Genomic DNA, 24851 nt, shown 5'->3' with positions numbered 1-24851 from the left:
CGGTCGGCGGGGCGGCCCCGACCGGTCACGACACCCCGCTCACCTCCGCCGAGCGGTCACCAATCGTCGCTCAACACCCGCCGGAACGACGATTCGCGACCACTCGGCGGAACACAGGCGCGCGTGGCGGGCACGCGCGGCAACCGAGGTCAGCGGCGGCGGCGACCCGCGCCTCCCGGCCGGCCGGCGGACCCCCACCGGTCACGACACCCCGCTCACCTCCGCCGAGCGGTCACGAACCGTCGCTCAGCACCCGTGAGAACGACGATTCGTGACCACTCGGCGGAACGCAGCCGCGCGTGGCGGGCACGCGCGGTAGCCGGGGTCGGCGGCGGAGGCGGCGGCGACCCGCGCCTCCCGGCCGGTTGGCGGACCCCCACCGGTCACGACACCCCGCTCACCTCCGCGGAGCGGTCACGAACCGTCGCTCAACACCCGCCGGAACGACGATTCGTGACCACTCGGCGGAACACAGGCGCGCGTGGCGGGCACGCGCGGTAGCCGGGATCGGCGGAGGCGGCGACCCGCGCCTCCCGGCCGGTCGGCGGACCCCCACCGGTCACGACACCCCGCTCACCTCCGCCGAGCGGTCACCAATCGTCGCTCAACACCCGCCAGAACGACGATTCGTGACCACTCGGCGGAACACAGGCGCGCGTGGCGGGCACGCGCGGTAGCCGGGGTCGGCGGCGGAGGCGGCGGCGACCCGCGCCTCCCGGACCCCACGGACGAGCGAGGGCCCGGCACGCAGTCGCGTACCGGGCCCTCGGGCGTCAGGAGTGTGTCACTCCCACTCGATCGTCCCCGGCGGCTTCGACGTGACGTCCAGCACGACCCGGTTGACGTCGCGCACCTCGTTCGTGATGCGGTTCGAGATCTTCGCGAGCACGTCGTACGGCAGACGCGTCCAGTCGGCGGTCATGGCGTCCTCGGAGGACACCGGACGGAGCACGATCGGGTGGCCGTAGGTGCGACCGTCACCCTGGACCCCGACCGAGCGGACGTCGGCGAGCAGGACGACCGGGCACTGCCAGATCTCGTCGTCGAGGCCGGCCGCGGTGAGCTCGGCGCGGGCGATGGCGTCGGCAGCACGCAGGATCTCGAGGCGCTCGGCGGTCACTTCACCGACGATGCGGATGCCGAGCCCCGGGCCGGGGAACGGCTGGCGTCCGACGATGACCTCGGGCAGCCCGAGCTCGCGGCCGACCGCACGGACCTCGTCCTTGAACAGGGTGCGCAGCGGCTCGACGAGTTCGAACGTCATGTCGTCGGGCAGCCCGCCGACGTTGTGGTGCGACTTGATGTTCGCCGTGCCCGACCCGCCGCCGGACTCGACGACGTCCGGGTACAGGGTGCCCTGCACGAGGAACTTCACCTCGGCGTCACCGTCCGACGCGCGGGCTTCGAGGACGAGCGCTTCGGCCGCCGACTCGAACGTGCGGATGAACTCGCGCCCGATGATCTTGCGCTTCTGCTCGGGGTCGCTGACATCGGCGAGGGCGTCCAGGAACTGCTCGCGGGCGTCCACCGTGACCAGACGCACACCGGTCGAGGCGACGTAGTCCTCTTCGACCTGCTTGCGCTCGTCGGCGCGGAGGAGCCCGTGGTCGACGAAGACACAGGTGAGCTGGTCGCCGACGGCCTTGTGCACCAGGGCTGCGGCGACGGCGGAGTCGACACCACCGGACAGCCCGGCGATGACGCGGGACGACCCGACCTGGGTGCGGATGCGCTCGACCTGCTCCTCGATGACGTTCGCGGAGTTCCAGTCACCCGGCAGTCCGGCGGCACGGTGCAGGAAGTTCTCGAGCACGGCCTGGCCGAACGCGGAGTGCTTGACCTCGGGGTGCCACTGCACGCCGTACAGCTTGCGCTCGTCGGAGGCGAAGGCGGCGACCGGGGTCGACTCGCTCGACGCCAGGACCTCGAAGCCCGCCGGAGCCTTCGACACCGCGTCGCCGTGCGACATCCACGTGGTCTGCGCCGCGGGCTGGCCGCCGAGCAGGACGCTGTCGGTGCCGCTGACGGTGACCGCGGTGGCGCCGTACTCGCGGAGGCCGGTGTTCGCGACCTCTCCACCGAGCGACTTCGCCATGGCCTGGAAGCCGTAGCAGATGCCGAGCACCGGGACGCCGAGGTCCAGGATCTCGCCGTCCAGGGACGGTGCGCCGTCCTCGTAGACGGAGGACGGGCCTCCCGACAGGACGATCGCCGCCGGGTTCTTCTCGCGGATCTCCGCCGCGGTGACCGAGTGGGGGACGATCTCGCTGTAGACGTTTGCCTCGCGGACACGTCGTGCGATCAACTGCGCGTACTGCGCGCCGAAGTCGACGACGAGGACGGGACGCTGTTCGGTCTCGCTCACCGAGCGCTCTCCTTCTCCCGCGACTGCTGCGCGGTCAGCTCGTGGTAGGTGGTCATGGCGGTCTGCTGCATGCGGTGCTCGACCACGAAGGACATGAACGGGATCACGCCGCCGAGTGCGATGAGCAGGAAGCGCGACGGCCGCCAGCGCATGATGCTCCAGAGGCGGAAGTCCGCGAACAGGTAGACGACGTACAGCCACCCGTGCGCGATGAGGATCGCGATCGACAGGTTGAACGTGCCGGGCGCTTCGCCCGCGGTGCCGTTCGGGACGAAGAACGCGCCGCCGCCGAGCTGCATCTCGCGCTGGATCGGGGTGTACTTGATGACGACCTCGACGACCAGGGCGAGCAGGAGCACGCCGGTGACGTACGCGGAGATGCGGTAGAACCGCACGGCCCCCGGGATCTTGGGGATGTCGCGGGTCCGGACGGTCAGAGCCATGTGGTCGATCCTACCGGCGACCCGGCTCGGCCCGGGCGTCGTCCACCGGGACCACGGGCTCGTCCACAGGCTCGACGTCGTCGTCCACAGGATCGGCGGCTGCGGCCTCGGCGGACTCGCGTGCCTCGTCCTGCTCGCGCTCCCACGCGTCCTTGACGAAGCGGTACCAGAGGAAGACGGCGAACCCGGCGAACACGACCCACTCGACCGCGTAGAAGAGGTTCAGCCAGTCGAACTGGACCTCCCGCGTGGGGGCCCGGTCGGCGATGGTGCCGAGGTCGGCGGCGTCCGCGGTGGTCCGGTCGGCGACGACGTAGCCGCCGTACATCCGGTCGTCGAAGGCCTTCCACGTGTTCACGAACCGGGCCGGGGCCACGGCCGAGTACTCGTGCTGCTCGAAGGTGTCCTGGTCGGGCGACTCCGCCGGGTAGTACCGGCCGCGGATCGTCAACGACGCGTCGTCGACCAGGCGGTCACCACCGGCGACGGCGGCCGACCGCTGGTCGGACCAGCCGATCACGACCGGGAGGCTCGCCCCCGTCGCGTCGTCGACCAGGTGCCCGACGGTCTGGTACTTCCCACCCCCGCTGCGTCCGGTGAGGACCGTCGTGTCGCCGGCGACGAAGCGCCCGGAGACCGTGACCTTCTGCCCGGCGAGCGAGGACCCGACCGGCTTCTCCGGCGTCGTGACGTCGTCGAGGGTCTTCCGTGTCTCGGTCGACGCCGGCAGCGGCTTGCCGTTCTCGATGCTGCGCTCGAGCTGCCACTTGCCGAGTGCGGCGAACACGCCAGCCAGCAGGATCGCCAGCAGCAGCAGGGCGATCCACTTCGGTCGTCGGGCAACGGCCCACATCTGAATCAGTACTCCGGATCACGTACGCGGGCCGGGCGTTCGGGACGCTCGGCGGGGACCTCGATCGACGACGTGCTCGCGCTCACGGGTTCCGGGGTGGCCGGGTCCTCGCGCGACGGCGTCGTCTCCGGTGCACCATTCTCGCGCTCTTCCCTGCCCGCAGCCTCCACGAGGGCGATCTCCTCGGCGAACTTCGCCTCCCGTTCGGCCTTGCGTGCGGCGGCCGCCTGGGCAGCGGCGAGTTCGCGGCCGCGGAGCTTCCGCACCCGACCCGGCCGGAGCACGAGCTTGCCGATGCGATCGGAGTTCACGGCGAGCAGCGGACCCAACACGGCCATCACCAGGACGTAGAGGCCCGCGAACGCGGTGATCCGCGCCTCCAGCCCGGCGGCTGCCGACAGGGTCGCGAGGATGAGCGCGAACTCGCCCCGGTTCACCAGGATGACGGCGGTGTTGATGCCCTGCTGGATGCTGAAGCCGTTCATCCGCGCGACGAGCTGCCCGGCGACGGCGTTCAGCACGACGGTCATGCCGATCGCGCCGGCGACCGGCCAGAGCACCTCGCCGAAGGTCGAGACGTCGAGGCCGAGCCCGAAGTTGACGAAGAAGAACGCCGCGAAGACGTCACGCATCGGCAGCGCCAGCTGCTCGATGCGGTCCCGGTAGCGGGTGGCACCGCAGAGCAGACCGATGACGAACGCACCGATCGCGTCGGTCACGCCGAGCAGGTCGCCGATGCCGCCGAACATCACCGCGAGGCCGAAGAACAGGATCGTGAAGAGCTCGTCGTCACGAGTGGCGAAGATCTTCGAGACCTGCTTGCCACCCCAGCGCGCCAGGCTGAACATGACGATGAGGAACCCGAACGCCAGCGCGAGCTTGCCGATCACCGCCCACAGGTTCGTGTCGCCGGAGAGCACCACGGAGACGATCGCCAGGTAGACGGCGATGAAGACGTCCTCGATCACGGTGACGCCGAGGATCATCGGGGTCTCGTCGTTGGCAAGCCGTCGGAGCTCGATGAGCAGCTTCGTCACGATCGCGCTGGACGACGTCGCCGTCATGCCCGCGATGATCAGGGCTTCGCGTGTCCCCCAGCCCAGCGAGAACCCGAAGGCGAAGCCGACGCCCATGTTGATCGCGACGTAGGTGCCGCCGGAGACCAGGAGCTTGCCGGCGTTGCCGTAGAACTCCTCCTGGTCGAACTCCAGCCCGAGGTTGAACAGCAGCAGGATCAAGCCGAACGTCGCGATCAGCTCGATCGTGTGCGACTGCACGCTCAGACCGATCCACGGGGTGTGCGGGCTCGCGATGAGCCCGACCACCATGTAGACCGGGATCGCCGGCAACCCGATGGTCTTGCCGAGCCGCCCGAGGACGTAGGCGATGAGGAACAGGCCGCCGATGGTCAGCAGCTCACCACCCAGGTGCATGCCCTAGCTCCGGGGCGGCGCCTCGGCAGCGGCCGCTGCCAACTGACCGCTGCGGTAGTAGGAGAACGCCTTCGCGACCTTCTCCGGCGCACCCGCGACGACGATCGTGTCCCCGGGGAACACGACGAAGTCCGACGAGGGGGCCGGGTTGGCGCTGTCGCCACGGACCACCGCGACGACGGTCAGACCGATGAAGCCGGAGTCGTGCAGGTCGCCGAGGGGCTTGCCCGCGATGGCGTCGTCGTAGTCGACGCTGAACCAGTCGATGGAGAGACCGGGGATCTCGTCGAGCTTGTCGAGGCCCTCGGTGATCCGGGTGCCGCCGAGGAGTTCGGCCAGGGTGTGCGCTTCGTCTTCACTGAGGCGGAGCGAGACCTTCTCGGACTTGTCCGCGCCGTCGGCGACGTCCGCGAACGAGATGAGGTCGGAGTGACCCGACCGGTGCGTGATGACACCGCACTTGCCACCGTCGTCGGTGTAGAAGCTGTGCAGCACGCCGACGCCGGGGAGTTTGACGCGATGGACGTCGACCATGATGGCTCCCTTTCCCAGGACTCCCATGCTAACCACCGGCAGGGCCGCGCCATTCCGTTCTCCACAGGTCATCCGGCCGGTGGACGGCCCGCGAAACGCAACGTCGGCGTCGTGACGCCACGCGATCGCGTTGCGTCCTGCCGCCCGGGTTGCGTTTTGCGGGTGGCGGACGGGAGGCGCGGGGCGGGGTGCCACGCGCCTCCCGTCCGTCAGGGGTCAGCTGGGCTCGGTGGTCTTCTCGCCGACGACCTGCTCGTCGTCCGCCGTGGCGCCCTCGGCGCCGCTCGAGCGGCCACCACCGACGACCACGTCGTCCTCCTCGAACCCGAAGGCGATGTCCGGCGCCTCGAGCCGGACCCGGTCCGCGGACTCGTCGTCGGGCTGGAGCTGCGACTCCCGCTCGGCGGCGACGCGCTTGCGGTAGTTCGCGACCTCGTTCTCGGTCGCTTCCTGGTCCCAGCCGAGCACGCCGGCCATCAGTCGGGCGGCGACGGGGGCTGCCGACTCGCCGCGGTCCCACGCCTCGATCGAGATGCGGGTGCGGCGGGCCAGGACGTCCTCCAGGTGCAGGGCGCCCTCGTGCGACGCCGCGTACACGACCTCGGCGCCGATGTAGTCGTCGGCCCCGGGCAGCGGGTCGGCCAGCGACGGGTCGTCCTCGACGAGCTGCAGGACCTCGGTCGCCAGGGTGCCGTAACGGTTGAGCAGGTGCTCGATGCGGACCTTGTGCACGCCGGACGACTTCGCGGTGCGACCCCGCTTGTTCCAGGCGGCGGGGTACCCCTCGGCGCCGAGCAGCGGGATGTCCTGCGTCGTCGACTCCGGGATCGTGCCGTCCATGGCCGCGGCGGCCTCGTCGATGGCGTCCTTGCCCATCACCCGGTAGGTCGTCCACTTCCCGCCTGCGACGACGACCAGGCCCGGTGCGGTGTGCGCGACGACGTGCTCGCGGCTGAGCTTCGAGGTCGCCTCGGACTCCCCCGCCAGCAGCGGCCGGAGTCCGGCGTAGACACCCTCGACGTCCTCGCGGGTGAGCGGCACGGCGAGCACCTTGTTGACGTGCTCGAGGATGTAGTCGATGTCCGCCGCGGTCGCCGCCGGGTGCGCCTTGTCGAGGTACCAGTCGGTGTCGGTCGTGCCGATAAGCCAGTGTCGGCCCCACGGGATCACGAACAGGACGCTCTTCTCGGTGCGCAGGATCATGCCCGAGTTCGACTGGAAGCGGTCGCGCGGGACGACGAGGTGCACACCCTTCGAGGCGCGGACCTTGAACTGCCCGCGGGTGCCGACCATCGCCTGGGTGTCGTCGGTCCAGACGCCCGTCGCGTTCACGACCTGCTTCGCCCTGATGTCGAAGTGCTCGCCGGTCTGGATGTCGTGCGCGTGCGCCCCGACGACCCGCTCGCCGACCTTGATGAAGCCCTCGATCCGGACCCGGGAGGCCGCGTGCGCGCCGTACGAGGCGGCGGTGCGGACGAGCGAGGCGACGTAGCGCGCGTCGTCGACCTGGGCGTCGTAGTAGGTCATGCCGCCGACGAACGCGTCCTTCTTCAGGGACGGCATCGAGCGGAGCACCTGCGTGCGGGTGAGGTGGCGGTGGTGGGGCACCCCGGGCGGGCGGCCGCCGGACCAGCTGAACACGTCGTACATCGCCATGCCGATGCCGATGTAGAAGCGCTCCCACACCCGGTGGTTGAGCGGGTAGAGGAACCGGACCGGCTTCACCAGGTGCGGGGCGATGCGCTGCAGCAGCAGACCGCGTTCGATGAGGGCCTCGCGGACCAGCGTGAAGTTGAGCTGCTCGAGGTAGCGGATGCCGCCGTGGACGAGCTTCGACGACCGGCTGGACGTGCCCGATCCCCAGTCACGGGCCTCCACGATGCCGACCGACAGGCCACGCGTGACGGCGTCGAGTGCCGCGCCGCCGCCGACGATGCCGCCGCCGACCACCAGGACGTCGAGCTCGGTGGACTTCAGGGTCTCGATCGCCGCGTCGCGTTCATCGGGACCGAGCTTCGTGGCGGGGTCGAACCCCGCCGTGGTGGATGCTCCGCGGGGTGCCTTCGCACCCGTGACCGTGCTTGTCATGCTCGCCTCCGTCGCCGATCGGCGCCGGAGCGACACCCGCAGGACCTCTGCGGGTGCACCGCCGTCAGCGGTGGTACGGCGCCACGACCACTTCTACTCGCTGGAACTCCTTGACGTCGGAGTACCCGGTCGTCGCCATCGAGCGGCGGAGGGCGCCGACGAGGTTCGCGCGGCCGTCCCACGACGGGGTCGGACCGAACAGGATGCTCTCGAGCGAGCCGATCGTGCCGACGTCGACCCGGCGGCCGCGGGGCAGCTCCGGGTGGTGTGCCTCGGCACCCCAGTGGAAGCCGCCGCCCGGCGCTTCCTGCGCGCGGGCCAGGGCGGTGCCGAGCATGACCGCGTCGGCGCCCATCGCGATCGCCTTGACGACGTCGCCGGCGGTGTCGAGGCCGCCGTCCGCGATGACGTGCACGTAGCGACCACCGGACTCGTCCATGTAGTCGCGGCGGGCACCGGCGACGTCCGCGACGGCGGTCGCCATCGGGGCGTGGATGCCGAGCGCCGCACGGGTCGTCGAGGCCGCGCCGCCGCCGAAGCCGACGAGCACGCCCGCGGCACCGGTGCGCATCAGGTGCAGGGCCGCCGTGTAGGTGGAGGCACCGCCGACGATCACGGGGACGTCGAGCTCGTAGATGAACTTCTTGAGGTTGAGGGGCGCCTGGTTCTGCGACACGTGCTCGGCGCTCACCGTGGTGCCGCGGATCACGAACAGGTCGACACCGGCGTCGACGACGGTCTGCGAGAACTCGGCGGTGCGCTGCGGGCTGAGCGAGCCGGCGACCGGGACCCCGGCGGCGCGGATCTCGGCCAGGCGGCGGGTGATCAGCTCGGCCTTGACCGGCTCGGCGTAGATCTCCTGCATGCGCTTCGTGACGTTGCCGTCGGTCAGCGAGCGGATCTCGGCCAGGTACGGCTCCGGGTCCTCGTAGCGGGTCCAGAGGCCTTCGAGGTCCAGGACCCCGAGGACGCCGAGACGCCCCATCTCGATGACGGTCGCGGGCGAGGCGACGGAGTCCATCGGCGCCGACAGGATCGGCGACTCGAAGGTGAACGCGTCGATCGACCACTGGACGCTGACGTCGCGCGGGTCACGCGTCCGCCTGGAGGGGACCACCGCGATGTCGTCGAACGCGTACGCCCGACGTCCGCGCTTGCCTGCACCGATCTCGACTTCGCTCACCGGGCAAGCCTACCGGGCGGGCTGTGCGGGTGGCACGGCTGGACGGTCCGTGCGGGCAGCGGAGCGGATCAGCGCGGGCCGCGGCGGCGGGGCGTCCGGGGGCTCCGGGCCGTCCGAGGGCCACGGGTCGTCCGGGTTCGGCGGAGCACCCGGAGGGTCAACCCCAGCAGGAGCGCCAGCACCACGAGCACGACGAGCAGCGCGGCGGCGACCTTCACGAGCAGGGCCGCACCGATGAAGAGGACGACGAACACCACCCATACCAGGGCGTCCATCGCGCGGTCCGCGAAGCGTTGCACGCTGGAACGGTACCCGACCGGCGGGGGTGGGGCGGGCCTCCCGGCCGGACGGCGGGGACAGGACGGACAGGAGGCCCGGCGCGCGTCCCCCACGACGCCCCCGTCTGCGCGCGGCGCCGCCGAGTGCACGAGACGCCGCCGGATCCCGCGGCGTCTCGGCGCGACCGCAGCGTCTCAGCGAGACGACGACGTCTCGGCGAGACGGCGGCGTCTCAGCGCGAGCCCGGCGCGGCGGGAACGAGAGTGGGGCCGTGCGGCGCGCATGCGCAGCCTGCACGGCCCCACCGGTCGCGGATGCTGCCCCCACAGCGGCACCCGCGGTGTCGACGGCCTACTTGGTGGCGTCGACGTCCTTGGCGAGCGTCCCGAGGTAGAGCTCGATGACCTTGGGGTCGTCGGCGAGCTCCTTCCCGGTGCCCGAGTACGCGTTCCGCCCCTGGTCGAGGACGTAGCCGCGGTCGCAGATCTGCAGGCAGCGGCGGGCGTTCTGCTCGACCATGATCACGGAGACGCCGGCCTTGTTGATGCGGCGGGTGCGGATGAACGTCTCGTCCTGCCGCACCGGCGACAACCCGGCGCTCGGCTCGTCGAGCAGCAGCACCTTCGGGTCCATCATCAGCGCGCGGGCCATCGCGACCGACTGCCGCTCACCGCCGGAGAGCGATCCGGCACGCTGGCCCTTGCGCTGTCCGAGGACGGGGAACAGGTCGTAGATGACCTCGAGCCGCTCGCTGAACTTCTTCGGCCGCAGGTACAGCCCCATCTGCAGGTTCTCCTCGATGGAGAGCGAGGGGAAGACGTTGTTCGTCTGCGGCACGAAGCCGACGCCGGCCTGCACGAGCTTGTTCGCCTTGAGGTTCGTGATGTCCTCGCCCTGCAGCGTGACCGCACCCTCGCGGACGTTCACCAGCCCGAACAGCGCCTTGAGCAGCGTCGACTTGCCCGCACCGTTCGGGCCGATGATGCCGATGAGCTCGCCCGGGTAGCAGACCAGGTCGCAGCCGTTGAGGATGTTCACACCCGGCAGGTACCCGGCGACCACGTTGTCGGCCCGCATGACGGGCTCGCGGTCCTGCACCGCGGTCGCGCCACCGGTCGCGGCCCGCGCGGTCGGTGTGGCGGCCGTTGCCGCCGGCTCCGGACTGGAGGCCCGGTCCGCGCCGGTGCCGTTCGTCGCGTCCGTCATCGGGTCGCCTTCCCTTCGTCGGCGGTGTCCGCCGCGTCCTCTTCTGCGACCTCGTCGGCGAGTTCCTCGTAGGTCTCCTCGTTGAGGAGCGAGTCGTCACCGAGGTCGGCGTCGTGGTGCGCGCCCAGGTAGGCGTCAATGACGGCCTGGTCGTCCATCACCGTGGCGGCCGGGCCCTCGGCGACGACCTTGCCCTCGGCCATCACGACCACCCAGTCCGAGATGTGCCGGACCATGTGCATGTCGTGCTCGACGAACAGCACGGTCATGCCGTCGTCGCGGAGGGACTGGATGTGCCCGAGCAGCGACTGGGTCAGCGCCGGGTTCACGCCGGCCATCGGCTCGTCGAGCATGATCATCGTCGGGTCGGACATCAGCGCGCGGGCCATCTCGAGGAGCTTCCGCTGGCCGCCGGAGAGCGAGCCGGCGTAGTCGTCCTTCTTCTCGAGGAGCTTGAAGCGGTCGAGCAGGTCCTCGGCCTTCGCCGTGATCTCCTGCTCGCGCTTCCTCCAGACCGGGCTGATCAGCGCGGCGAAGAAGTTCTCCCCGGGCTGGTCCTTCGCGCCGAGCAGCATGTTCTGCATCACGGTCAGGCGGGACAGCGCCTTGGTCAGCTGGAACGTGCGGACCATGCCGGCCCGGGCGACCTTCGCGGCCCCGGTGTTGCCGAGCGTCTTCCCGTTGAACTGCCACCGGGCCTCCTTCCCGCTCGACGGCTTGTCGAAGCCGGTGAGCAGGTTGAAGAACGTGGTCTTGCCGGCGCCGTTCGGGCCGATCAGTGCCGTGATGGCGCCGCGCTGCACCTCGAGGTGGCCGACGTCGACCGCGGTCATGCCGCCGAACCGCCGGGTGATGTTGTCGACCGTCAGGATCGCGTCGGGCTTCGGGGAGCCCGGGGCGTGCTGCACCGCGGTGAGGGCGGTGGGGACGCCGGGGGTGGTGGTCGGTTCAGACACTGAACGTCAGCTCCTTCTTGTTCCCCAGGAGTCCCTGTGGGCGGAAGACGATGAGGAGCATGAGCGCGACGCCGACGAGCACGTAGGAGAACTGCTCGGCCTGCTGGGCGTTCATGATCGAGTTCGGGATGAAGTCACCCGCGATGGTGCGGATGAACAGCCGGAGGACGAAGAACAGGATCGACCCGACCACCGGGCCGAAGACGGTCGCGGCTCCACCGAGGATGAGCGCCGTCCAGATGAAGAACGTCATCGAGCGGCCCATCGCGTCCGGCTGCACCGAACTCGGCAGGACGTAGATGATGCCGCCGAGGGCGCCGAGGGCACCGCCGAAGACGAGCGCCTGCATCTTGTACGAGTAGACGTTCTTGCCGAGGGAGCGGACGGCGTCCTCGTCCTCGCGGATGGCCTTCACGACGCGGCCCCAGGGGCTGCGCATGAGCAGGAACAGCACGAGGGTGAACAGGGCGACGAGACCCCAGCCGACGATGCGGATCCACCAGCCGTTGACGCCGTTGTTCGAGTAGGTGAACCAGAGGATGGTCGTGGTGCCGTCGGGCAGGAAGCTCAGCGCGTTGAACGGGTCGCGGTAGCTCGAGCCGGTGATGCCGTTCGAGCCACCGGTGGTGTCCGTCAGCAGGCTCGAGCGGCCGACCATGCGGATGATCTCGGCGCCGGAGATCGTCACGATCGCCAGGTAGTCCCCCCGCAACCGCAGGGTCGGGATGCCGAGGATCACCGCGAACACGATGGCGATGGCCAGGGCGACGAGCACCGCCAGGCCGAAGGGCAGGCCGTTCGTGATCGAGATCGCGAAGCCGTAGGCACCGAGCAGCAGGAACGCCGCCTGCCCCATGTTGACCAGGCCGGTGAGGCCGAAGTGGACGTTGAGGCCGATCGCGGCGAGGGCGAACGCCGCGGTCGTCGGGGCGAGTGCTTCCTGAGTCAGGGAGCTGAGGAGTTGGAGGATGTAGTCCATGCGGGTGCTCCCTTAACCGATCCGCTCGGCACGGCCGAAGATGCCCTGCGGACGGAACAGCAGGATGAGGATGAGGATGACGAGTGCGGTGGCGTACTTGAAGTCACCGGGCAGCACCAGGTTGGTCAGCTCCACGACGATGCCGATGATCATCGAGCCGACGAGGGCGCCGTAGGCCGTCCCGAGGCCACCGAGGGTGACCGAAGCGAACATCAGGAGCAGGAGCTGCAGACCGGTCTGCCAGTTCACGCCGTTGAGCACGAGGCCGAGCATCACACCGGAGAGTCCGGCGAGGCCGGCGGCGAGCGTCCACACGAAGCGGATCACCCGGTCGACGTCGATGCCGGAGGCCGCGGCGAGCGCCGGGTTGTCGGACACCGCGCGGGTGGCCCGGCCGAAGCGGGTCTTCGCCAGGAAGAGTCCGGTACCGATTAGGACCACGAGCGCGATGCCCATCGCGACGTAGGACTGCACGGTGAGGGTGATGCCGGCGAAGGTCACCGTCTCGGGGTTGCCCTGCTGGATGCGGACGGTCGCGGCGCCGAAGAAGTACTGGAAGGCGTACTGGGCGGCGATCGAGAGGCCGATCGTCACGATCATCAGCTGCGTGAGGCTGATCCGGCGCTTCCGGAGCGGTTTCCAGATGCCGGCGTCCTGCAGGTACCCGGAGGCGGCGCAGAGCAGCACGGTCACGATCCCGGCGAGCCAGATGTTCCATCCGAGCTGGTTCGCGAAGACGTAGGCCAGGAGCCCGCCGAGGGTGACCTGCTCACCGTGCGAGAAGCTCGACAGCCCGGTCGTGCCGTAGATCAGCGAGAGCCCGATCGAGGCGAGGGCGATGAGCAGGCCCAGGCGGATGCCGGAGGCGAACTGCTGCCAGAACCGGGCGGCCGTGACGCTCGTGGCGGCGGTGTCGGTCGTCGCGCCCTCCTGGTCGGAGAGCTGGAAGATCGTGCCGGCGTTGGCGTTGACGTTGCCCTGGACCGTGCGGGCGGCGTCCTTCGCGTCGGTCAGGTACTGCCCCTTCGGCAGCGAGTCCTGGTCGACCTTCACCGTGTAGGCGCCGGCGGCGGGGATGCTGACGGACCAGCGGCCGTCGGCGTTCGTGGTCGAGGAGCCGGTGAACGAGCCGGGTCCGGTGACCGCCACGTCGACGCCCTCGGTGGGCTTCCGGTCGGAGTCGAGGATGGTGCCCTGGATGCAGCCGTTCGAGGTGCTGACGACGCAGGGCCCGGTGCTCGCGGGTGCGCTGCTGGAGGTCGGGCTGCTGGTCGCTGCTCCGGCGACGGGAGCGAGGGCCCAGTCGACCGCGAAGGTGGCGAGGAAGGCGAGGAAGAGCACGGCGGCGAGGACCAGGCGACGGCGGCCTGGTGCCCCGCGGCGGAATCGGTGCGCGAGCACTGACCCCGGCGGAGTGATGGAACCCACGGATGAGCCTCTCGTTCGGATAGTCGAGGACCATAGGGATTTTTTGTGTCACCCGTGTTTCCAGCACGTTCCCTGCACAAATCGTGCCGGAACCGTGATGTTGCACAGGCGCGTCGATTTGCATTCCAGGGTCGAGCCTCCCGTCCGGCCGGTACAGCGGTTGCCGGGAGGCGGCGGAGCCCGCCGGAACGGCGCGCGCAGCCCCCGGAATGGCGCGCGCAGCCCGCGCGTTACCATGTCCTATCCGGAGCCCACCGCTGCGTTGCCGGTGTCTCGCCGACTTCACCTCGCCCACGAAGGGGACCCATGGACCAGCCGGATCCGTTCGGATTCATCGGACTCACGTACGACGACGTCATGCTCCTGCCGGGGCACACCGACGTCATCCCGAGCGAGGCGTCCACCGCGTCCCGGCTCACCAAGCGGATCTCGGTCAACGTGCCGCTGCTCTCCGCCGCGATGGACACCGTCACCGAGTCGCGCATGGCCATCGCCATGGCGCGCCAGGGCGGCATCGGGATCCTGCACCGCAACCTGTCCATCGACGACCAGGCGGCCTACGTCGACAAGGTCAAGCGCTCCGAGTCGGGCATGATCACCAACCCGGTGACCACCACGCCGGACGCCACCGTGGCCGAGGTCGACGCGCTCTGCGGGCAGTTCCGCGTCTCCGGTCTGCCGGTCATCGAGGACGACGGCACGCTCGTCGGCATCATCACGAACCGGGACATGCGCTTCGTCGCCCCGTTCGAGATGGCCTCGACGCTCGTCCGCGACGTCATGACGAAGGCGCCGCTCATCACCGCTCTCGAGGGCATCGACCCCGAAGAGGCGATCGCGATCTTCGCCCAGCACAAGATCGAGAAGCTGCCGCTGGTCGACCCGGCGGGCAAGCTCCGCGGGCTCATCACCGTCAAGGACTTCGACAAGAGCGAGCAGTACCCGGACGCCACGAAGGACGACGAGGGCCGCCTGCGTGTCGGCGCGGCGATCGGGTTCTTCGGCGACGCCTGGCAGCGCGCCGAGGCGCTGCGTGACGCCGGGGTGGACGTGCTCGTGGTCGACACCGCGAACGGCGAGAGCGAAGGCGTGCTCGACATGGTCCGCCGTCTGAAGGCCGACCGGTCCTTCGACGCGATCGACGTCATCGGCGGCAACGTCGCGACCCGTTCCGGTGCGCAGGCGCTCATCGACGCCGGTGTGGACGCCGTCAAGGTCGGCGTCGGCCCGGGGTCGATCTGCACCACCCGCGTCGTCGCCGGTGTCGGCGTGCCCCAGGTCACCGCCGTGTACGAGGCGTCGCTCGCCGCGCGCGAGGCCGGCGTCCCGATCATCGCCGACGGTGGCCTGCAGTACTCGGGCGACATCGCCAAGGCCCTGGTCGCCGGTGCCGACACCGTGATGCTCGGTTCGCTGCTGGCGGGGTCCGACGAGTCCCCGGGCGACCTCGTGTTCGTCGGCGGCAAGCAGTACAAGGCGTACCGCGGCATGGGCTCCCTCGGTGCCCTGCAGACCCGCGGCAAGAAGACCTCGTACTCGAAGGACCGCTACTTCCAGGCGGACGTCCCCTCGGACGAGAAGCTCATCCCCGAGGGCATCGAGGGCCAGGTGCCCTACCGCGGCTCGGTCGGCAACGTCGTGTACCAGCTCGTCGGCGGGCTGCGGCAGTCGATGTTCTACGTCGGCGGTCGGACGATCCCGGAGCTCAAGGCCCGCGGCAAGTTCGTCCGCATCACCGCGGCCGGGCTGAAGGAGTCCCACCCGCACGACATCCAGATGGTCGTCGAGGCCCCGAACTACCGCGGCTAGCCGGCTCGGCGCCGGGAGCCGGCGCCGGCGCCGGCTCCGGGCGCCGAGACGCCGCCATGTGCGTGAGACGCCGCCGATTTCGGCGGCGTCTCGTGCGTGTGGCGGCGTCTCGCGTTGACGGGGTCGTGTCAGCTGGTCCTGCACACCGGCAGACCGCCGGGAGGCTCTCCACAGCTCCGCCTCGCAGATCCCGCGGGTGACGCGGCCGCTGGCACCGTCGCTGCATGGAGATGCGATCAACGGTCCTCACAGCGCTGCCGTCCACGCTGGACGACCCGGTCCGGCTGTTCCACGGAGTCGCAGTGGAACGTGGTGACTGGGCTGCGCTCGACCCTCTCGAGCGGCGGCAACTCGTGGTCCGGGCTCGTGCCGCCAGACTGCAGGCAGACGGAGTCGTGTCACACCGTTCCGCCGCAGCGCTGTGAGGACTGCCCGAGCACGGCAGGACCGACTGGCGCCTCCACGTCATCGACCCGCGGACGACGAAGACGCACGCGGGTCGTGGGGTCGTCCGGCACGTCGGATCGATCGACGAGGGCGACGTGGTGCTGCTCGGCGGGATCCGGACCACGTCGATGCTCCGGACCGTCGTCGACGTCGCGCGGACGTCGACGTTCGAACACGCCGTCGTCGTGCTCGACCACGTCCTCCACGTCGGGGCGCTCGACCGGTCTGCCCTCGAGCATGCGCTCACCACCTGCGTCGGACGTCGAGGCGTCCGTCAGGCGTCTGCGGCACTGGACTTCGCCGATGCGGCCGCCGAGTCGCCCGGCGAGTCCATCAGCCGGGTCACGGTCGATCGCCTCGGAGCCCCTGCCCCCGTCCTGCAGCACCGGTTCGACACCGACCGTGGCGTGTTCCGGGTCGACTTCTGGTGGCCGGATGCCGGTGTCATCGGTGAGTTCGACGGGCGGGTGAAGTACGACGACGGTGATGCGCTCTGGCACGAGAAGCGGCGCGAGGACGCCCTCCGCCGCGCGAGCCGCGTCCACGGGTTCGCGCGGTGGGGCATGGCGGAGGCCGGAGACCCGGCGCGCCTGGGTGCGGTCCTCGTCGCCGCCGGGCTGCCGATCGGACGCGGTTGGGCGCAGCGCAGATGAACGGCCGGTCGGGCGCGGCGAGACGCCCCCGTCTGCGCGACGCGCGTCGGACATGCCGAGACACCGCTGAACTCGGCGGCGTCTCGGCGCAAGGCGGGCGTCGAACACAGACGGGGGCGTCTCGTGGACCTCAGGCCTCCCGGGCCAGCCGTTCAGAACAGTGGAGACCGTCCGGACGGACTGCTGATCAGGGGTTCCGGTGAGACCGTTCAGAAGAGTCACGGCTGTGTAACGAAACACCCAGGTGTGCACTCCCGTCACACGGGCGAAACACATCGACCCTAGTTTTCTCCACATCCCACGCGGAGACGCAGCGCTCGACCCGATGCGGCAGGGCCTCCGCGCAGAGAAAGGGTTCCACGGATGATCAGAACCACCCGCGCCACCACGGCGCTGGCACTGGCGGGAGCTGCAGCGGTGCTCCTCGCCGCCTGTTCCACCTCGAGCAACGCCGGTGGCGGCTCCTCCGAGTCGGCCTCGGCCGGCGGGGCGAAGAAGGACCCGGCCTCGAGCTGCCAGGCCCCCTCGTCGCCCGGCACCGACGCCCTGAAGATCGGCACGATCCTGCCGCTCACCGGGTCGCTCGCCTACCTGAACCCGCCCGCCGAGTCCGGCGTCGGCCTGGCGGTCGAGGACATCAACTCCGGCGGCGGCGTGCTCGACAAGGACGTCACGATCGACCCCGCCACCGACTCCGGTGACAGCAACGACATGACCGTGTCGAGTGCAGCGGCGACGAAGCTCGTGAACGCCAAGGTCCCGGTCGTCATCGGCGCCGAGTCGTCCTCGGTCACGCTCAACGTGATCGACCAGCTGACGAGCAACTGCATGGTCCAGATCTCGCCGGCCAACACGGCGTCCGACCTGTCCGGTTACTCGTCGCACTACTACCGGACCGCTCCGCCGGACTCGGTGCAGGGCTCGGCCCTCGGTCAGCTCATCACGGGTGACGGCAACGCCAAGGTCGCGTTCCTGGTCTTCAACGACACGTACGGCACCGGTCTCCGCAACTCCGTGCAGGCGGCCGTCGAGGCCGCCGGCGGCCAGGTCGTCTACGGCGCCAAGGGCAAGGGCCAGGAGTTCCCGCCCGGACAGACCACGTTCTCGTCCGAGGTGACCGCGGCACTCGCCACGAAGCCCGACGCGATCGTCGTCCTGGCCTTCGACGAGACGAAGTCGATCATCCCTGAGCTCGTCTCGCAGGGGAACAAGGCGAAGATCTACATGTCCGACGGCAACACCGCGGACTACTCGAAGGACTTCGACAAGGGCACCCTCGACGGCGCCCAGGGCACCATCCCCGGTGCCAGCCCGAAGGACGAGCTGAAGCAGCGTCTGGTCGAGTTCTACAAGAAGTCCTCCGGCAAGGACCTCGCCGACTTCTCGTACGCCGCTGAGTCCTACGACGCCACCACCCTCGCCGCCCTCGCCGCGGTGAAGGGCAAGGGCACCGACTCCGGCACCATCCAGGCCAACATGGCTGCGGTGTCCGGCGCCGACGGTGGCACCGAGTGCTCGACGTTCAAGGACTGCAAGGCCCTGCTGGACAGTGGCAAGGACATCCACTACACCGGCCCGTCCGGCATCGGCCCGTTCGACAAGAAGAACGACCCGTCGAGCGCCTACATCGGCATCTACAAGTTCGACAAGGACAACAAGCCGGTCTACCAGAGCGCCATCCAGGGCTCGGTCTCGAAGTAACCGCACCAGCACCACGACGGCCCCCGGGAGCACCAGCTCCCGGGGGCCGTTCGCGTGCCGCGGGGTCGGCCGAACGAGCAGGCGACGGACGGGAGGCCCGCCCCGCCCCCGTCAGCTCAGGCCGGCTCCGGCACGGGGTCGCGCCGGGCACTCCGCCGCGCAGCGGTGAACGAGTCGATCGTGAGCAGCACCAGCGCGAACCAGACCACACCGAAGCCGACCCACCGCGAGGGCGACATCGCCTCGTGCTGCACGAGCACCCCGACGAGCAGCTGCATCACGGGTGCGAGGTACTGCGTCAACCCGAGCGTCGACAGGCTGACCCGACGGGCCGAGGACGCGAACAGCAGCAGCGGCACCGCGGTCGCCGGCCCGGTCAGCACCGTGATCAGGACGTGCACCCCACCCTCGCCGGCGAAGGTCAGCCCGCCCGCGAGTCCGGTCACCCCGAGCACCACGAGCGCGCCGACCGCGATCGGCAGCAGCCACACGGTCTCGATCGTCAGCCCGCTCAGTGCGTCCACGGTCCCGCCGACGCGCTTCTTCACCAGACCGTAGAGCCCGAACGAGAACGCCAGCGCCAGGGAGATCCACGGCATCCGCCCGTACCCGACCGCGATGACGACGACCGCGACGACACTGATGCCGACCGCGATCCACTGCAGCGGCCGCAGGCGTTCGCGGAGCACCACGATGCCCAGGGCGATGGTCACGAGCGGGTTGATGAAGTACCCGAGCGCGGCCTCGACGGTGTGGCCGGTGGTCGTCGCAGCGACGTACACGGTCCAGTTCACCAGGATGAGTCCGGCGGCGATGCCCATGATCCCCATCACCCGGGGCTGCACGAGCAGGGCACGGGTCCGCAGCCACGAGCGGGTGGCGAGGATCGCGACGGCGCAGAACACCAGGCCGAAGACGATCCGCCACGACACGATCTCGAACGCGCCGGCGGGGGCCATCGCGGCGAAGAGCAGGGGCATCAGGCCCCAGAGTCCGTAGGCGACGAGCGCCTGCACGACGCCGACGGATGCCTCGCTGCGCGCCGGGCGCGTGGGACTCGGTTCACTCACGGAACCATCCTAGGAACGCGAGCCGACGTCGGGTGCTGGGGCGGGCCTCCCGGCAGACGACGAACGCCCCGCCGGCCAGGCCGACGGGGCGTTCGTGGAGCAGGTGTCAGTGCTCGATGACCGCGAGGACGTCGCGGGCGGAGAGGACCAGCAGGTCCTCGCCCGAGTACTTGACCTCGGTGCCGCCGTACTTCGAGTAGATGACCTTGTCGCCGACGGCGACGTCGAGCGGCACGCGGTTGCCGTTGTCGTCGATGCGACCCGGGCCCACGGCGACGACCTCGCCCTCCTGGGGCTTCTCCTTCGCGGTGTCCGGGATGACCAGACCGGACGCGGTGGTCTGCTCCGCCTCCACCTGTCGGATGACGATGCGATCTTCGAGCGGCTTGATGCTGACGGCCACGGTGACCTCTTCTTTCTCGGTACGTGTTCGGTACTGACGAAAACCGGGTTGGCACTTCCCTCGGGAGAGTGCCAACCCCAACTGTAGGACGTCACTGGCACTCGGTCAATCCGAGTGCCAGTGCGCCGCGGCCGTGTCCGCCGCCTGGGAGGATCGGGGCATGGACGCCGCCGAACTCACCCAGCTGCTGACCCCGGCCGGGATGGACCTGCTCGACCGTACGCCCTCGGTCTCCGACGGCGGCGAGATCGTCCGGGTCGTGTCCCGGCTGCGGGCCGAGGGCCACGACCCGGCCCTGGTGGCGGCTGTCCTCACCCAGGCGAAGCTGCGACAGAAGGCCCGCGGCAAGTTCGGCGACTTCGCCGCGCGCATGCTCTTCACCGAGGCGGGGCTCGAGCAGGCCACCCGGCTGCAGGTCGCCGCGCAGCACGCCGGGCGGTTCGCGGCCGCTGGCCTGGGGCGGGTCGCGGACCTCGGCTGCGGGATCGGCGGGGACGCCCTCGCGATGGCGGCGCTCGACCTCGACGTCACGGCGGTCGACCGCGACGAGGTGACGGCGGCCGTCGCGACGCACAACCTGGCGCCGTGGCCGAACGCCCGGGTCGCCCTCGGCGACGCCGCCTCGTTCGACCTGTCCACCGTCGACGGGGTGTGGATGGACCCGGCCCGGCGGACGAGCGGGCACTCGGACACCCGGCGCCTGGCCGATCCCGACGACTGGTCGCCGTCGCTCGACACCGTGTTCGCGGCGGCCACGACGACCCCGACCGGCGTGAAGCTCGGGCCCGGCATCGACCGCGACCTGATCCCGGACACCGCCGAGGCGCAGTGGACCTCCGTCGACCGGGAGGTCGTCGAACTCGCCCTGTGGTTCGGCCCGCTCGCCCGCCCCGGGATCCGCCGTGCCGCGACCGTCGTCGGCCCGCACGGCATCGCCGAGCTGACCGGCGCAGCCGACGCCGAGGACGTCGAGGTCGGACCACTCAGTGGCTACCTCTACGAGCCCGACGGCGCCGTGATCCGCGCGCGGCTGGTCGGGGACCTCGCCCGTTCGATCGACGGCCGGATGCTCTCCGAGGGCATCGCGTACGTCAGCTCGGACCGGGCCGTCGTCACCCCGTTCGCGCAGGGGTTCCGCGTGCTCGACACGATGCCGCTCGACGTCAAGCGGCTGGCCGCACGCCTGGCCGCGGACGACATCGGCACGGTGGAGATCAAGAAGCGCGGGGTCGACGTGGACCCGGCCGAGTTCCGCAAGCGGTTGCGTCTGCGGGGCCGCGGTCGCGTCACGCTCGTGCTCACCCGACTGGAGGGACGACACACCGCCGTCCTGTGCGAGCGCCTCACCGACGTGGCCGGCTGAGCGACCGGGTACGGCCAGGGTCAGGCGGCGCGGTCGCGGTCCGGCGACCGCGGTCAGGCGGCGCGGTCGCGGTCAGGCGGGCGCGGTCAGCCGACGAGCGCGGCGCTCCCGCCGCCCGTGCCGTCCCAGCCGCTGACCCCAGACTGGTCGATCGTCGACGCGACGACGATGATCACGACGACCAGGAGGATGAAGAGCCCGGTCAGGATCCACCCGCCGATGATGCCCGCGAGTGCCAGGCCACGACCCTGTTCCCCGGTCTGCTTGATGCGACCGAGGGCGACGTGACCCATGATCGCGCCGGCCGGGCTCGTCAGGATCAGGAGCGGACCGAGGACGACGCCGCCGAGGGCGAAGATGATCGACAGGATCGCCAGGGTGCTGGTCTTCTGCGGGGCGTACGGGTTGTGGGTACTGGCACGGTACGGGTCGGCGGCGGCGTACTGCGGCGCAGCGTACGGGTTCTGCTGGGCGTACGGGTTCTGCTTTGCGTAGGGGTCGGGTGTGCCGTACGGGTTCTGCTGACCGGCGCCGTACTGCCCGGGCTGGCCGTACTGCTGCGGCTGACCGTACTGCTGGGGCTGCCCGTACTGCCCCGGCTGCTGCCATCCCTGGCCCTGCTGCCCGTCTGGGCCCGGCTGCGCCTGCCGGGACGTCTCGTCCGGCTTCGATCGGTCGTTCAGATCGGACACGTGGCACCCTCCTGGCGACCACTCGATCACCGGGGCCGATCCTCCCACACGGGTCCCTGAGCGGTTCGGGAGACCGGCTCAGACCTGGACGGTCGTCACCGGCAGGGTGGAGTCCGCCGCGATGCCGAGGTCGCTCGGCGCGTGCCCCTCGGCGACGAGCCGGGCCCCGACGGCCGCGATCATCGCCCCGTTGTCCGTGCACAGGTCGAACGGCGGGATCCGCAGGGCCACACCGGCCGCGGCGCAGCGTTCCTCGGCGACCTGTCGCAGTCGGGCGTTCGCGACCACCCCACCGCCCAGGAGCAGTCGGTCGACACCGGTGTCCCGGCAGGCGTTGAGGGCCTTGGTGAGGAGCACGTCGACCACGGCCTCCCGGAAGCTCGCGGCGACGTCGGCGACCGGGACCTCGCGGCCCTCGTCGCGGCACCGCTCGACCCAGCGGGCGACGGCGGTCTTCAGCCCGGAGAACGAGAAGTCGTACCGGTGCGCCGCCATGTCCTTCGGCAGGGTCAGCCCGCGCGGGAACCGGATCGCGGTGGGGTCGCCGTCCGCTGCGGCCCGGTCGATCTGGGGCCCGCCGGGGTAGGGCAGGCCCAGGAGCCGGGCGACCTTGTCGAACGCCTCGCCCGCCGCGTCGTCGATGGTCTCGCCGAGGAGCTCGACGTCCCCGACCAGGTCCCGCACGAGGAGCAGGGACGTGTGCCCGCCGGAGACGAGCAGCGCCACCGTCGGCAGGTCGATCTCGGACCCGTCCGGCCGCAGCACGTCCGCGCCGACGTGTCCGACCAGGTGGTTCACGCCGTACAGCGGCTTGCCGGTCGCCACGGCGAGCGCCTTCGCCGCGCCGACCCCGACCATCAGGGCACCGGCGAGCCCGGGGCCGGCGGTGACCGCGACGGCGTCGAGTTCGTCGAGCGTGACGCCGGCCTGCGCGAGCGCCTGCTGCAGCGTCGGGGTCATCGCCTCGAGGTGCGCGCGGGCGGCGACCTCGGGGACGACGCCGCCGTACCGGGCGTGCTCGTCCATGCTCGAGGCGATCACGTTCGCGAGCAGGGTGGTGCCACGGACGATGCCGACGCCGGTCTCGTCGCAGCTCGTCTCGATGCCGAGCACCAGGGGTTCAGTCGCGCTCATCGAGGGCCTCCTGTCCGATCGGGCCGGGGCCGGAGCCCGGACCGGTGGGTGCCGCGGGTTTCCCGGTCTCGAGCGCGGCACGCATCACCCACGCGTCGACCCCGTCGGGCTGGTAGTACCGCGGCCGGGTGGCGATGTGCGCGAACCCGAAGCCGGCGTACATCGTCTGCGCGACGGGGTTGTCGGCGCGGACCTCGAGGAACACCTCGTACACGCCACGGCGTCGGGCTTCGTCGAGCAGCTCGGTGAAGAGGACCCGGCCGATCCCCTTCCCACGCTGCTCGGCGGCGACCGCGATGGTCTGCACGTCGGCCACCGGGTTGCCCGGCAGCGACGACAGTCCCGCGTAGCCGACGACCGTGGGGGCGGAGTCGTCGCCCGTGGTCTCGATGACGACGTAGTACCCGTTGGGCGAGTGCAGTTCCTCCGACATCTGCGACGACGACCAGGCGTCGGTCGGGAACGAGACGCGCTCCAGCCACATGACGTCGTCGAGGTCCGCCGGGTGCGCCGGCCGCAGGCGCAGACCGTCCGGCAGGGCGAGGGTCACCGGGCCACCCGCTTCGGTGCGCCGGGGACGGTGACGTCGGGCTCCCGCAGGTACACCGGCGTGTCCGCGGCCAGGGGTGTGCCGGAGGCGAGCCGGTCGGCGGCGAGCACCCCGAGCCTCCCGGCCGGGATCGTGACGGCGGTGTGCCGGCGCCAGTCGACGGTGTCGGGACGGGAGGCGCGCAGCACGTCGTCCAGGTCCGCCGGCCTGGCGAGACCCGGACCGGCGACGCGGATGCCGTCGGCGTCGTACGCGCTCCACGCGACCTCGCGGCGGCGGGCGTCGGTGAGGACGACGAGCGGGCCCCGCTCGCCGGCGGCCACGGCGTCGTGGCTGACGAGCGGCAGGAACGGGACGCCCCGGGCGGCGGCGAAGGTGCGGGCGGCGGCGATGCCGACGCGCAGACCGGTGAACGGTCCGGGGCCCATGCCGGCGACCACGGCCGTGACGTCGGCGGGCGTGATGCCGGCGGCGCGCAGGGTCTCGTCGAGGAACGGGCCGATCACCTCGGCATGGCGGCGCGTGTCCTCGGTCTCGCGCTCGGCGAGGACCCGGCGGGTCGACGGGTCGACGACGGCGACCGAGGTCCCGGCGGAGGTGTCGATCGCGAGCAGCACGAATCCATCGTAGGCGCGGACCAGCGCCCGCCCTACGCTGACGGGATGGACCGCGATGCCCTGCTCGAGCACGTCCGGACGCGCCGCGGATCAGCACGGTCGCCGCTCGTCGTCGGGGTGTCCGGCCACTGCGGGTCCGGCAAGTCGATGTTCGCCCGCGCGCTCGTCGACACGATGCCCGGGGCGGTCCGCATCCGCGGTGACGACTTCCTCGACCCGACCCGTTCGCACCGGCGGTCGACGGACTGGGACGGGGTCGAACGCCTGCGGCTCGCTGCGGAGGTCCTCGAGCCGCACCGGGCCGGTCGTGCGAGCACGTTCCGCCGGTTCGACTGGTCCGCCCGCGCGCTCGGAGCACCGGAGCCGTTGCCGACCACCGACCTGCTCGTGGTCGACCTGATCGGGCTCTTCCATCCGGAGGTCCGGGGGCTGCTGGACCTGGCGGTCTGGTGCGACGTCGACCTCGACGAGGCGGCTCGGCGTGGGATCGCTCGGGACCGCGAACTCGGACGGTCGCACGAGGCCCTGTGGCGCGACGTCTGGATCCCGAACGACCGCGACTTCGCCGAGCGTTTCGCCCCGCGGGAGTCCGCAGACATCCGGTACCGCTCGCGGGTTCGACAGCCGGACATCCGCACGCCCGGAGACGGGTGAAGCCGCCGTGA

General features: G+C 70.9%; 23 protein-coding genes. 5 read left to right on the top strand and 18 right to left on the bottom strand.

What is annotated here, in order from left to right:
• Positions 1 to 784 precede the first annotated feature (784 nt).
• From guaA to JOD51_RS01750, 12 genes are all read right to left on the bottom strand, one after another.
• Positions 785 to 2365 carry a glutamine-hydrolyzing GMP synthase gene (gene guaA, locus JOD51_RS01805; protein WP_204606775.1) on the bottom strand — a complete coding sequence of 527 codons (1581 nt, stop codon included), beginning with the start codon at positions 2363 to 2365 and terminating at the stop codon, positions 785 to 787.
• A complete protein-coding gene (locus JOD51_RS01800; protein WP_204606774.1) occupies positions 2362 to 2808 on the bottom strand; it encodes a DUF3817 domain-containing protein in 447 nt (148 codons plus the stop codon). The genes guaA and JOD51_RS01800 overlap by 4 nt, the downstream gene beginning before the upstream one ends.
• A gap of 10 nt (positions 2809 to 2818) precedes the next feature.
• A complete protein-coding gene (locus JOD51_RS01795; RefSeq protein ID WP_204606773.1) occupies positions 2819 to 3661 on the bottom strand; it encodes an SURF1 family cytochrome oxidase biogenesis protein in 843 nt (280 codons plus the stop codon).
• Between the two features lie 5 nt (positions 3662 to 3666).
• Positions 3667 to 5094, bottom strand: a complete 1428-nt coding sequence (locus tag JOD51_RS01790; protein ID WP_204606772.1) for a cation:proton antiporter — start codon at positions 5092 to 5094, stop codon at positions 3667 to 3669.
• A gap of 3 nt (positions 5095 to 5097) precedes the next feature.
• Positions 5098 to 5628, bottom strand: a complete 531-nt coding sequence (locus tag JOD51_RS01785; protein WP_204606771.1) for a cation:proton antiporter regulatory subunit — start codon at positions 5626 to 5628, stop codon at positions 5098 to 5100.
• Between the two features lie 216 nt (positions 5629 to 5844).
• A complete protein-coding gene (locus JOD51_RS01780) occupies positions 5845 to 7716 on the bottom strand; it encodes a glycerol-3-phosphate dehydrogenase/oxidase (RefSeq protein ID WP_204606770.1) in 1872 nt (623 codons plus the stop codon).
• Positions 7717 to 7780: 64 nt separating this feature from the next.
• Positions 7781 to 8899 (bottom strand): GuaB3 family IMP dehydrogenase-related protein, encoded by a 1119-nt coding sequence (locus JOD51_RS01775; RefSeq protein ID WP_204606769.1) that lies wholly within the window; start codon positions 8897 to 8899, stop codon positions 7781 to 7783.
• 68 nt (positions 8900 to 8967) lie between these two features.
• Positions 8968 to 9198, bottom strand: a complete 231-nt coding sequence (locus JOD51_RS01770) for a hypothetical protein (RefSeq protein WP_204606768.1) — start codon at positions 9196 to 9198, stop codon at positions 8968 to 8970.
• Between the two features lie 331 nt (positions 9199 to 9529).
• The gene (locus JOD51_RS01765; protein WP_204606767.1) at positions 9530 to 10384 is read right to left on the bottom strand and encodes an ABC transporter ATP-binding protein; all 855 of its coding nucleotides are present in this window, start codon (positions 10382 to 10384) and stop codon (positions 9530 to 9532) included.
• On the bottom strand, positions 10381 to 11340 hold the full coding sequence (locus JOD51_RS01760; protein ID WP_204606766.1) for an ABC transporter ATP-binding protein: 960 nt from the start codon (positions 11338 to 11340) through the stop codon (positions 10381 to 10383). Before JOD51_RS01760 ends, JOD51_RS01765 begins: the two co-directional genes overlap by 4 nt.
• The gene (locus JOD51_RS01755; protein WP_204606765.1) at positions 11333 to 12319 is read right to left on the bottom strand and encodes a branched-chain amino acid ABC transporter permease; all 987 of its coding nucleotides are present in this window, start codon (positions 12317 to 12319) and stop codon (positions 11333 to 11335) included. Before JOD51_RS01755 ends, JOD51_RS01760 begins: the two co-directional genes overlap by 8 nt.
• 12 nt (positions 12320 to 12331) lie before the next feature.
• A complete protein-coding gene (locus tag JOD51_RS01750; protein ID WP_204610691.1) occupies positions 12332 to 13660 on the bottom strand; it encodes a branched-chain amino acid ABC transporter permease in 1329 nt (442 codons plus the stop codon).
• Between the two features lie 393 nt (positions 13661 to 14053).
• Between JOD51_RS01750 and guaB the strand changes: the two genes are divergently transcribed.
• The 3 genes from guaB (at position 14054) to JOD51_RS01735 (ending at position 18357) form a co-directional block, all read left to right on the top strand.
• Positions 14054 to 15556 (top strand): IMP dehydrogenase, encoded by a 1503-nt coding sequence (gene guaB / locus JOD51_RS01745; RefSeq protein ID WP_204606764.1) that lies wholly within the window; start codon positions 14054 to 14056, stop codon positions 15554 to 15556.
• 542 nt (positions 15557 to 16098) lie between these two features.
• Entirely contained in the window at positions 16099 to 16656 is a 558-nt protein-coding gene (locus JOD51_RS01740) for a hypothetical protein (RefSeq protein ID WP_204606763.1), read from the top strand.
• Positions 16657 to 17019: 363 nt separating this feature from the next.
• Entirely contained in the window at positions 17020 to 18357 is a 1338-nt protein-coding gene (locus JOD51_RS01735) for an ABC transporter substrate-binding protein (RefSeq protein WP_204606762.1), read from the top strand.
• Positions 18358 to 18473: 116 nt separating this feature from the next.
• Here JOD51_RS01735 and rarD read toward each other — a convergent pair whose 3' ends face one another.
• Positions 18474 to 19427 carry an EamA family transporter RarD gene (rarD, locus tag JOD51_RS01730; protein ID WP_204606761.1) on the bottom strand — a complete coding sequence of 318 codons (954 nt, stop codon included), beginning with the start codon at positions 19425 to 19427 and terminating at the stop codon, positions 18474 to 18476.
• Between the two features lie 106 nt (positions 19428 to 19533).
• A complete protein-coding gene (gene groES / locus JOD51_RS01725) occupies positions 19534 to 19830 on the bottom strand; it encodes a co-chaperone GroES (RefSeq protein WP_071292506.1) in 297 nt (98 codons plus the stop codon).
• 160 nt (positions 19831 to 19990) lie between these two features.
• On the opposite strand from groES, the gene JOD51_RS01720 reads away from it, so the two are divergent.
• Entirely contained in the window at positions 19991 to 21193 is a 1203-nt protein-coding gene (locus JOD51_RS01720) for a class I SAM-dependent methyltransferase (RefSeq protein ID WP_204606760.1), read from the top strand.
• Between the two features lie 86 nt (positions 21194 to 21279).
• Here JOD51_RS01720 and JOD51_RS01715 read toward each other — a convergent pair whose 3' ends face one another.
• The 4 genes from JOD51_RS01715 to tsaB all read right to left on the bottom strand — a co-directional run bounded on the left by JOD51_RS01715 (position 21280) and on the right by tsaB (position 24186).
• Complete coding sequence (locus JOD51_RS01715) at positions 21280 to 21885, bottom strand: DUF4190 domain-containing protein (protein ID WP_204606759.1); 606 nt, start codon at positions 21883 to 21885, stop codon at positions 21280 to 21282.
• Between the two features lie 78 nt (positions 21886 to 21963).
• Entirely contained in the window at positions 21964 to 23019 is a 1056-nt protein-coding gene (gene tsaD, locus JOD51_RS01710) for a tRNA (adenosine(37)-N6)-threonylcarbamoyltransferase complex transferase subunit TsaD (RefSeq protein WP_111073903.1), read from the bottom strand.
• On the bottom strand, positions 23006 to 23569 hold the full coding sequence (rimI, locus tag JOD51_RS01705; protein WP_259558036.1) for a ribosomal protein S18-alanine N-acetyltransferase: 564 nt from the start codon (positions 23567 to 23569) through the stop codon (positions 23006 to 23008). Before rimI ends, tsaD begins: the two co-directional genes overlap by 14 nt.
• The gene (tsaB, locus tag JOD51_RS01700) at positions 23566 to 24186 is read right to left on the bottom strand and encodes a tRNA (adenosine(37)-N6)-threonylcarbamoyltransferase complex dimerization subunit type 1 TsaB (RefSeq protein ID WP_204606758.1); all 621 of its coding nucleotides are present in this window, start codon (positions 24184 to 24186) and stop codon (positions 23566 to 23568) included. Before tsaB ends, rimI begins: the two co-directional genes overlap by 4 nt.
• Positions 24187 to 24231: 45 nt before the next feature.
• Between tsaB and JOD51_RS01695 the strand changes: the two genes are divergently transcribed.
• Positions 24232 to 24840, top strand: coding sequence for a uridine kinase family protein (locus JOD51_RS01695; RefSeq protein ID WP_204606757.1), 609 nt, complete (start codon positions 24232 to 24234; stop codon positions 24838 to 24840).
• Positions 24841 to 24851: the final 11 nt, after the last annotated feature.

Origin of the sequence: Curtobacterium herbarum (assembly GCF_016907335.1) — a bacterium.
Taxonomy (GTDB): Bacteria; Actinomycetota; Actinomycetes; order Actinomycetales; family Microbacteriaceae; genus Curtobacterium; species Curtobacterium herbarum.
The sequence above is the reverse complement of the archived record's forward strand: the minus strand, read 5'-3'. Positions and strand labels throughout refer to the sequence as shown.

Excerpts from the sequence above, each read along its gene's own strand:
- JOD51_RS01790 (WP_204606772.1), bottom strand. The coding sequence starts at position 5,094 with ATGCACCTGGGTGGTGAGCTGCTGACCATCGGCGGCCTGTTCCTCATC.
- JOD51_RS01800 (WP_204606774.1), bottom strand. The coding sequence starts at position 2,808 with ATGGCTCTGACCGTCCGGACCCGCGACATCCCCAAGATCCCGGGGGCC.
- JOD51_RS01765 (WP_204606767.1), bottom strand. The coding sequence starts at position 10,384 with ATGACGGACGCGACGAACGGCACCGGCGCGGACCGGGCCTCCAGTCCG.
- JOD51_RS01735 (WP_204606762.1), top strand. The coding sequence starts at position 17,020 with ATGATCAGAACCACCCGCGCCACCACGGCGCTGGCACTGGCGGGAGCT.
- guaB (WP_204606764.1), top strand. The coding sequence starts at position 14,054 with ATGGACCAGCCGGATCCGTTCGGATTCATCGGACTCACGTACGACGAC.
- JOD51_RS01785 (WP_204606771.1), bottom strand. The coding sequence starts at position 5,628 with ATGGTCGACGTCCATCGCGTCAAACTCCCCGGCGTCGGCGTGCTGCAC.
- JOD51_RS01780 (WP_204606770.1), bottom strand. The coding sequence starts at position 7,716 with ATGACAAGCACGGTCACGGGTGCGAAGGCACCCCGCGGAGCATCCACC.
- JOD51_RS01720 (WP_204606760.1), top strand. The coding sequence starts at position 19,991 with ATGGACGCCGCCGAACTCACCCAGCTGCTGACCCCGGCCGGGATGGAC.
- JOD51_RS01755 (WP_204606765.1), bottom strand. The coding sequence starts at position 12,319 with ATGGACTACATCCTCCAACTCCTCAGCTCCCTGACTCAGGAAGCACTC.
- JOD51_RS01795 (WP_204606773.1), bottom strand. The coding sequence starts at position 3,661 with ATGTGGGCCGTTGCCCGACGACCGAAGTGGATCGCCCTGCTGCTGCTG.
- JOD51_RS01695 (WP_204606757.1), top strand. The coding sequence starts at position 24,232 with ATGGACCGCGATGCCCTGCTCGAGCACGTCCGGACGCGCCGCGGATCA.
- tsaD (WP_111073903.1), bottom strand. The coding sequence starts at position 23,019 with ATGAGCGCGACTGAACCCCTGGTGCTCGGCATCGAGACGAGCTGCGAC.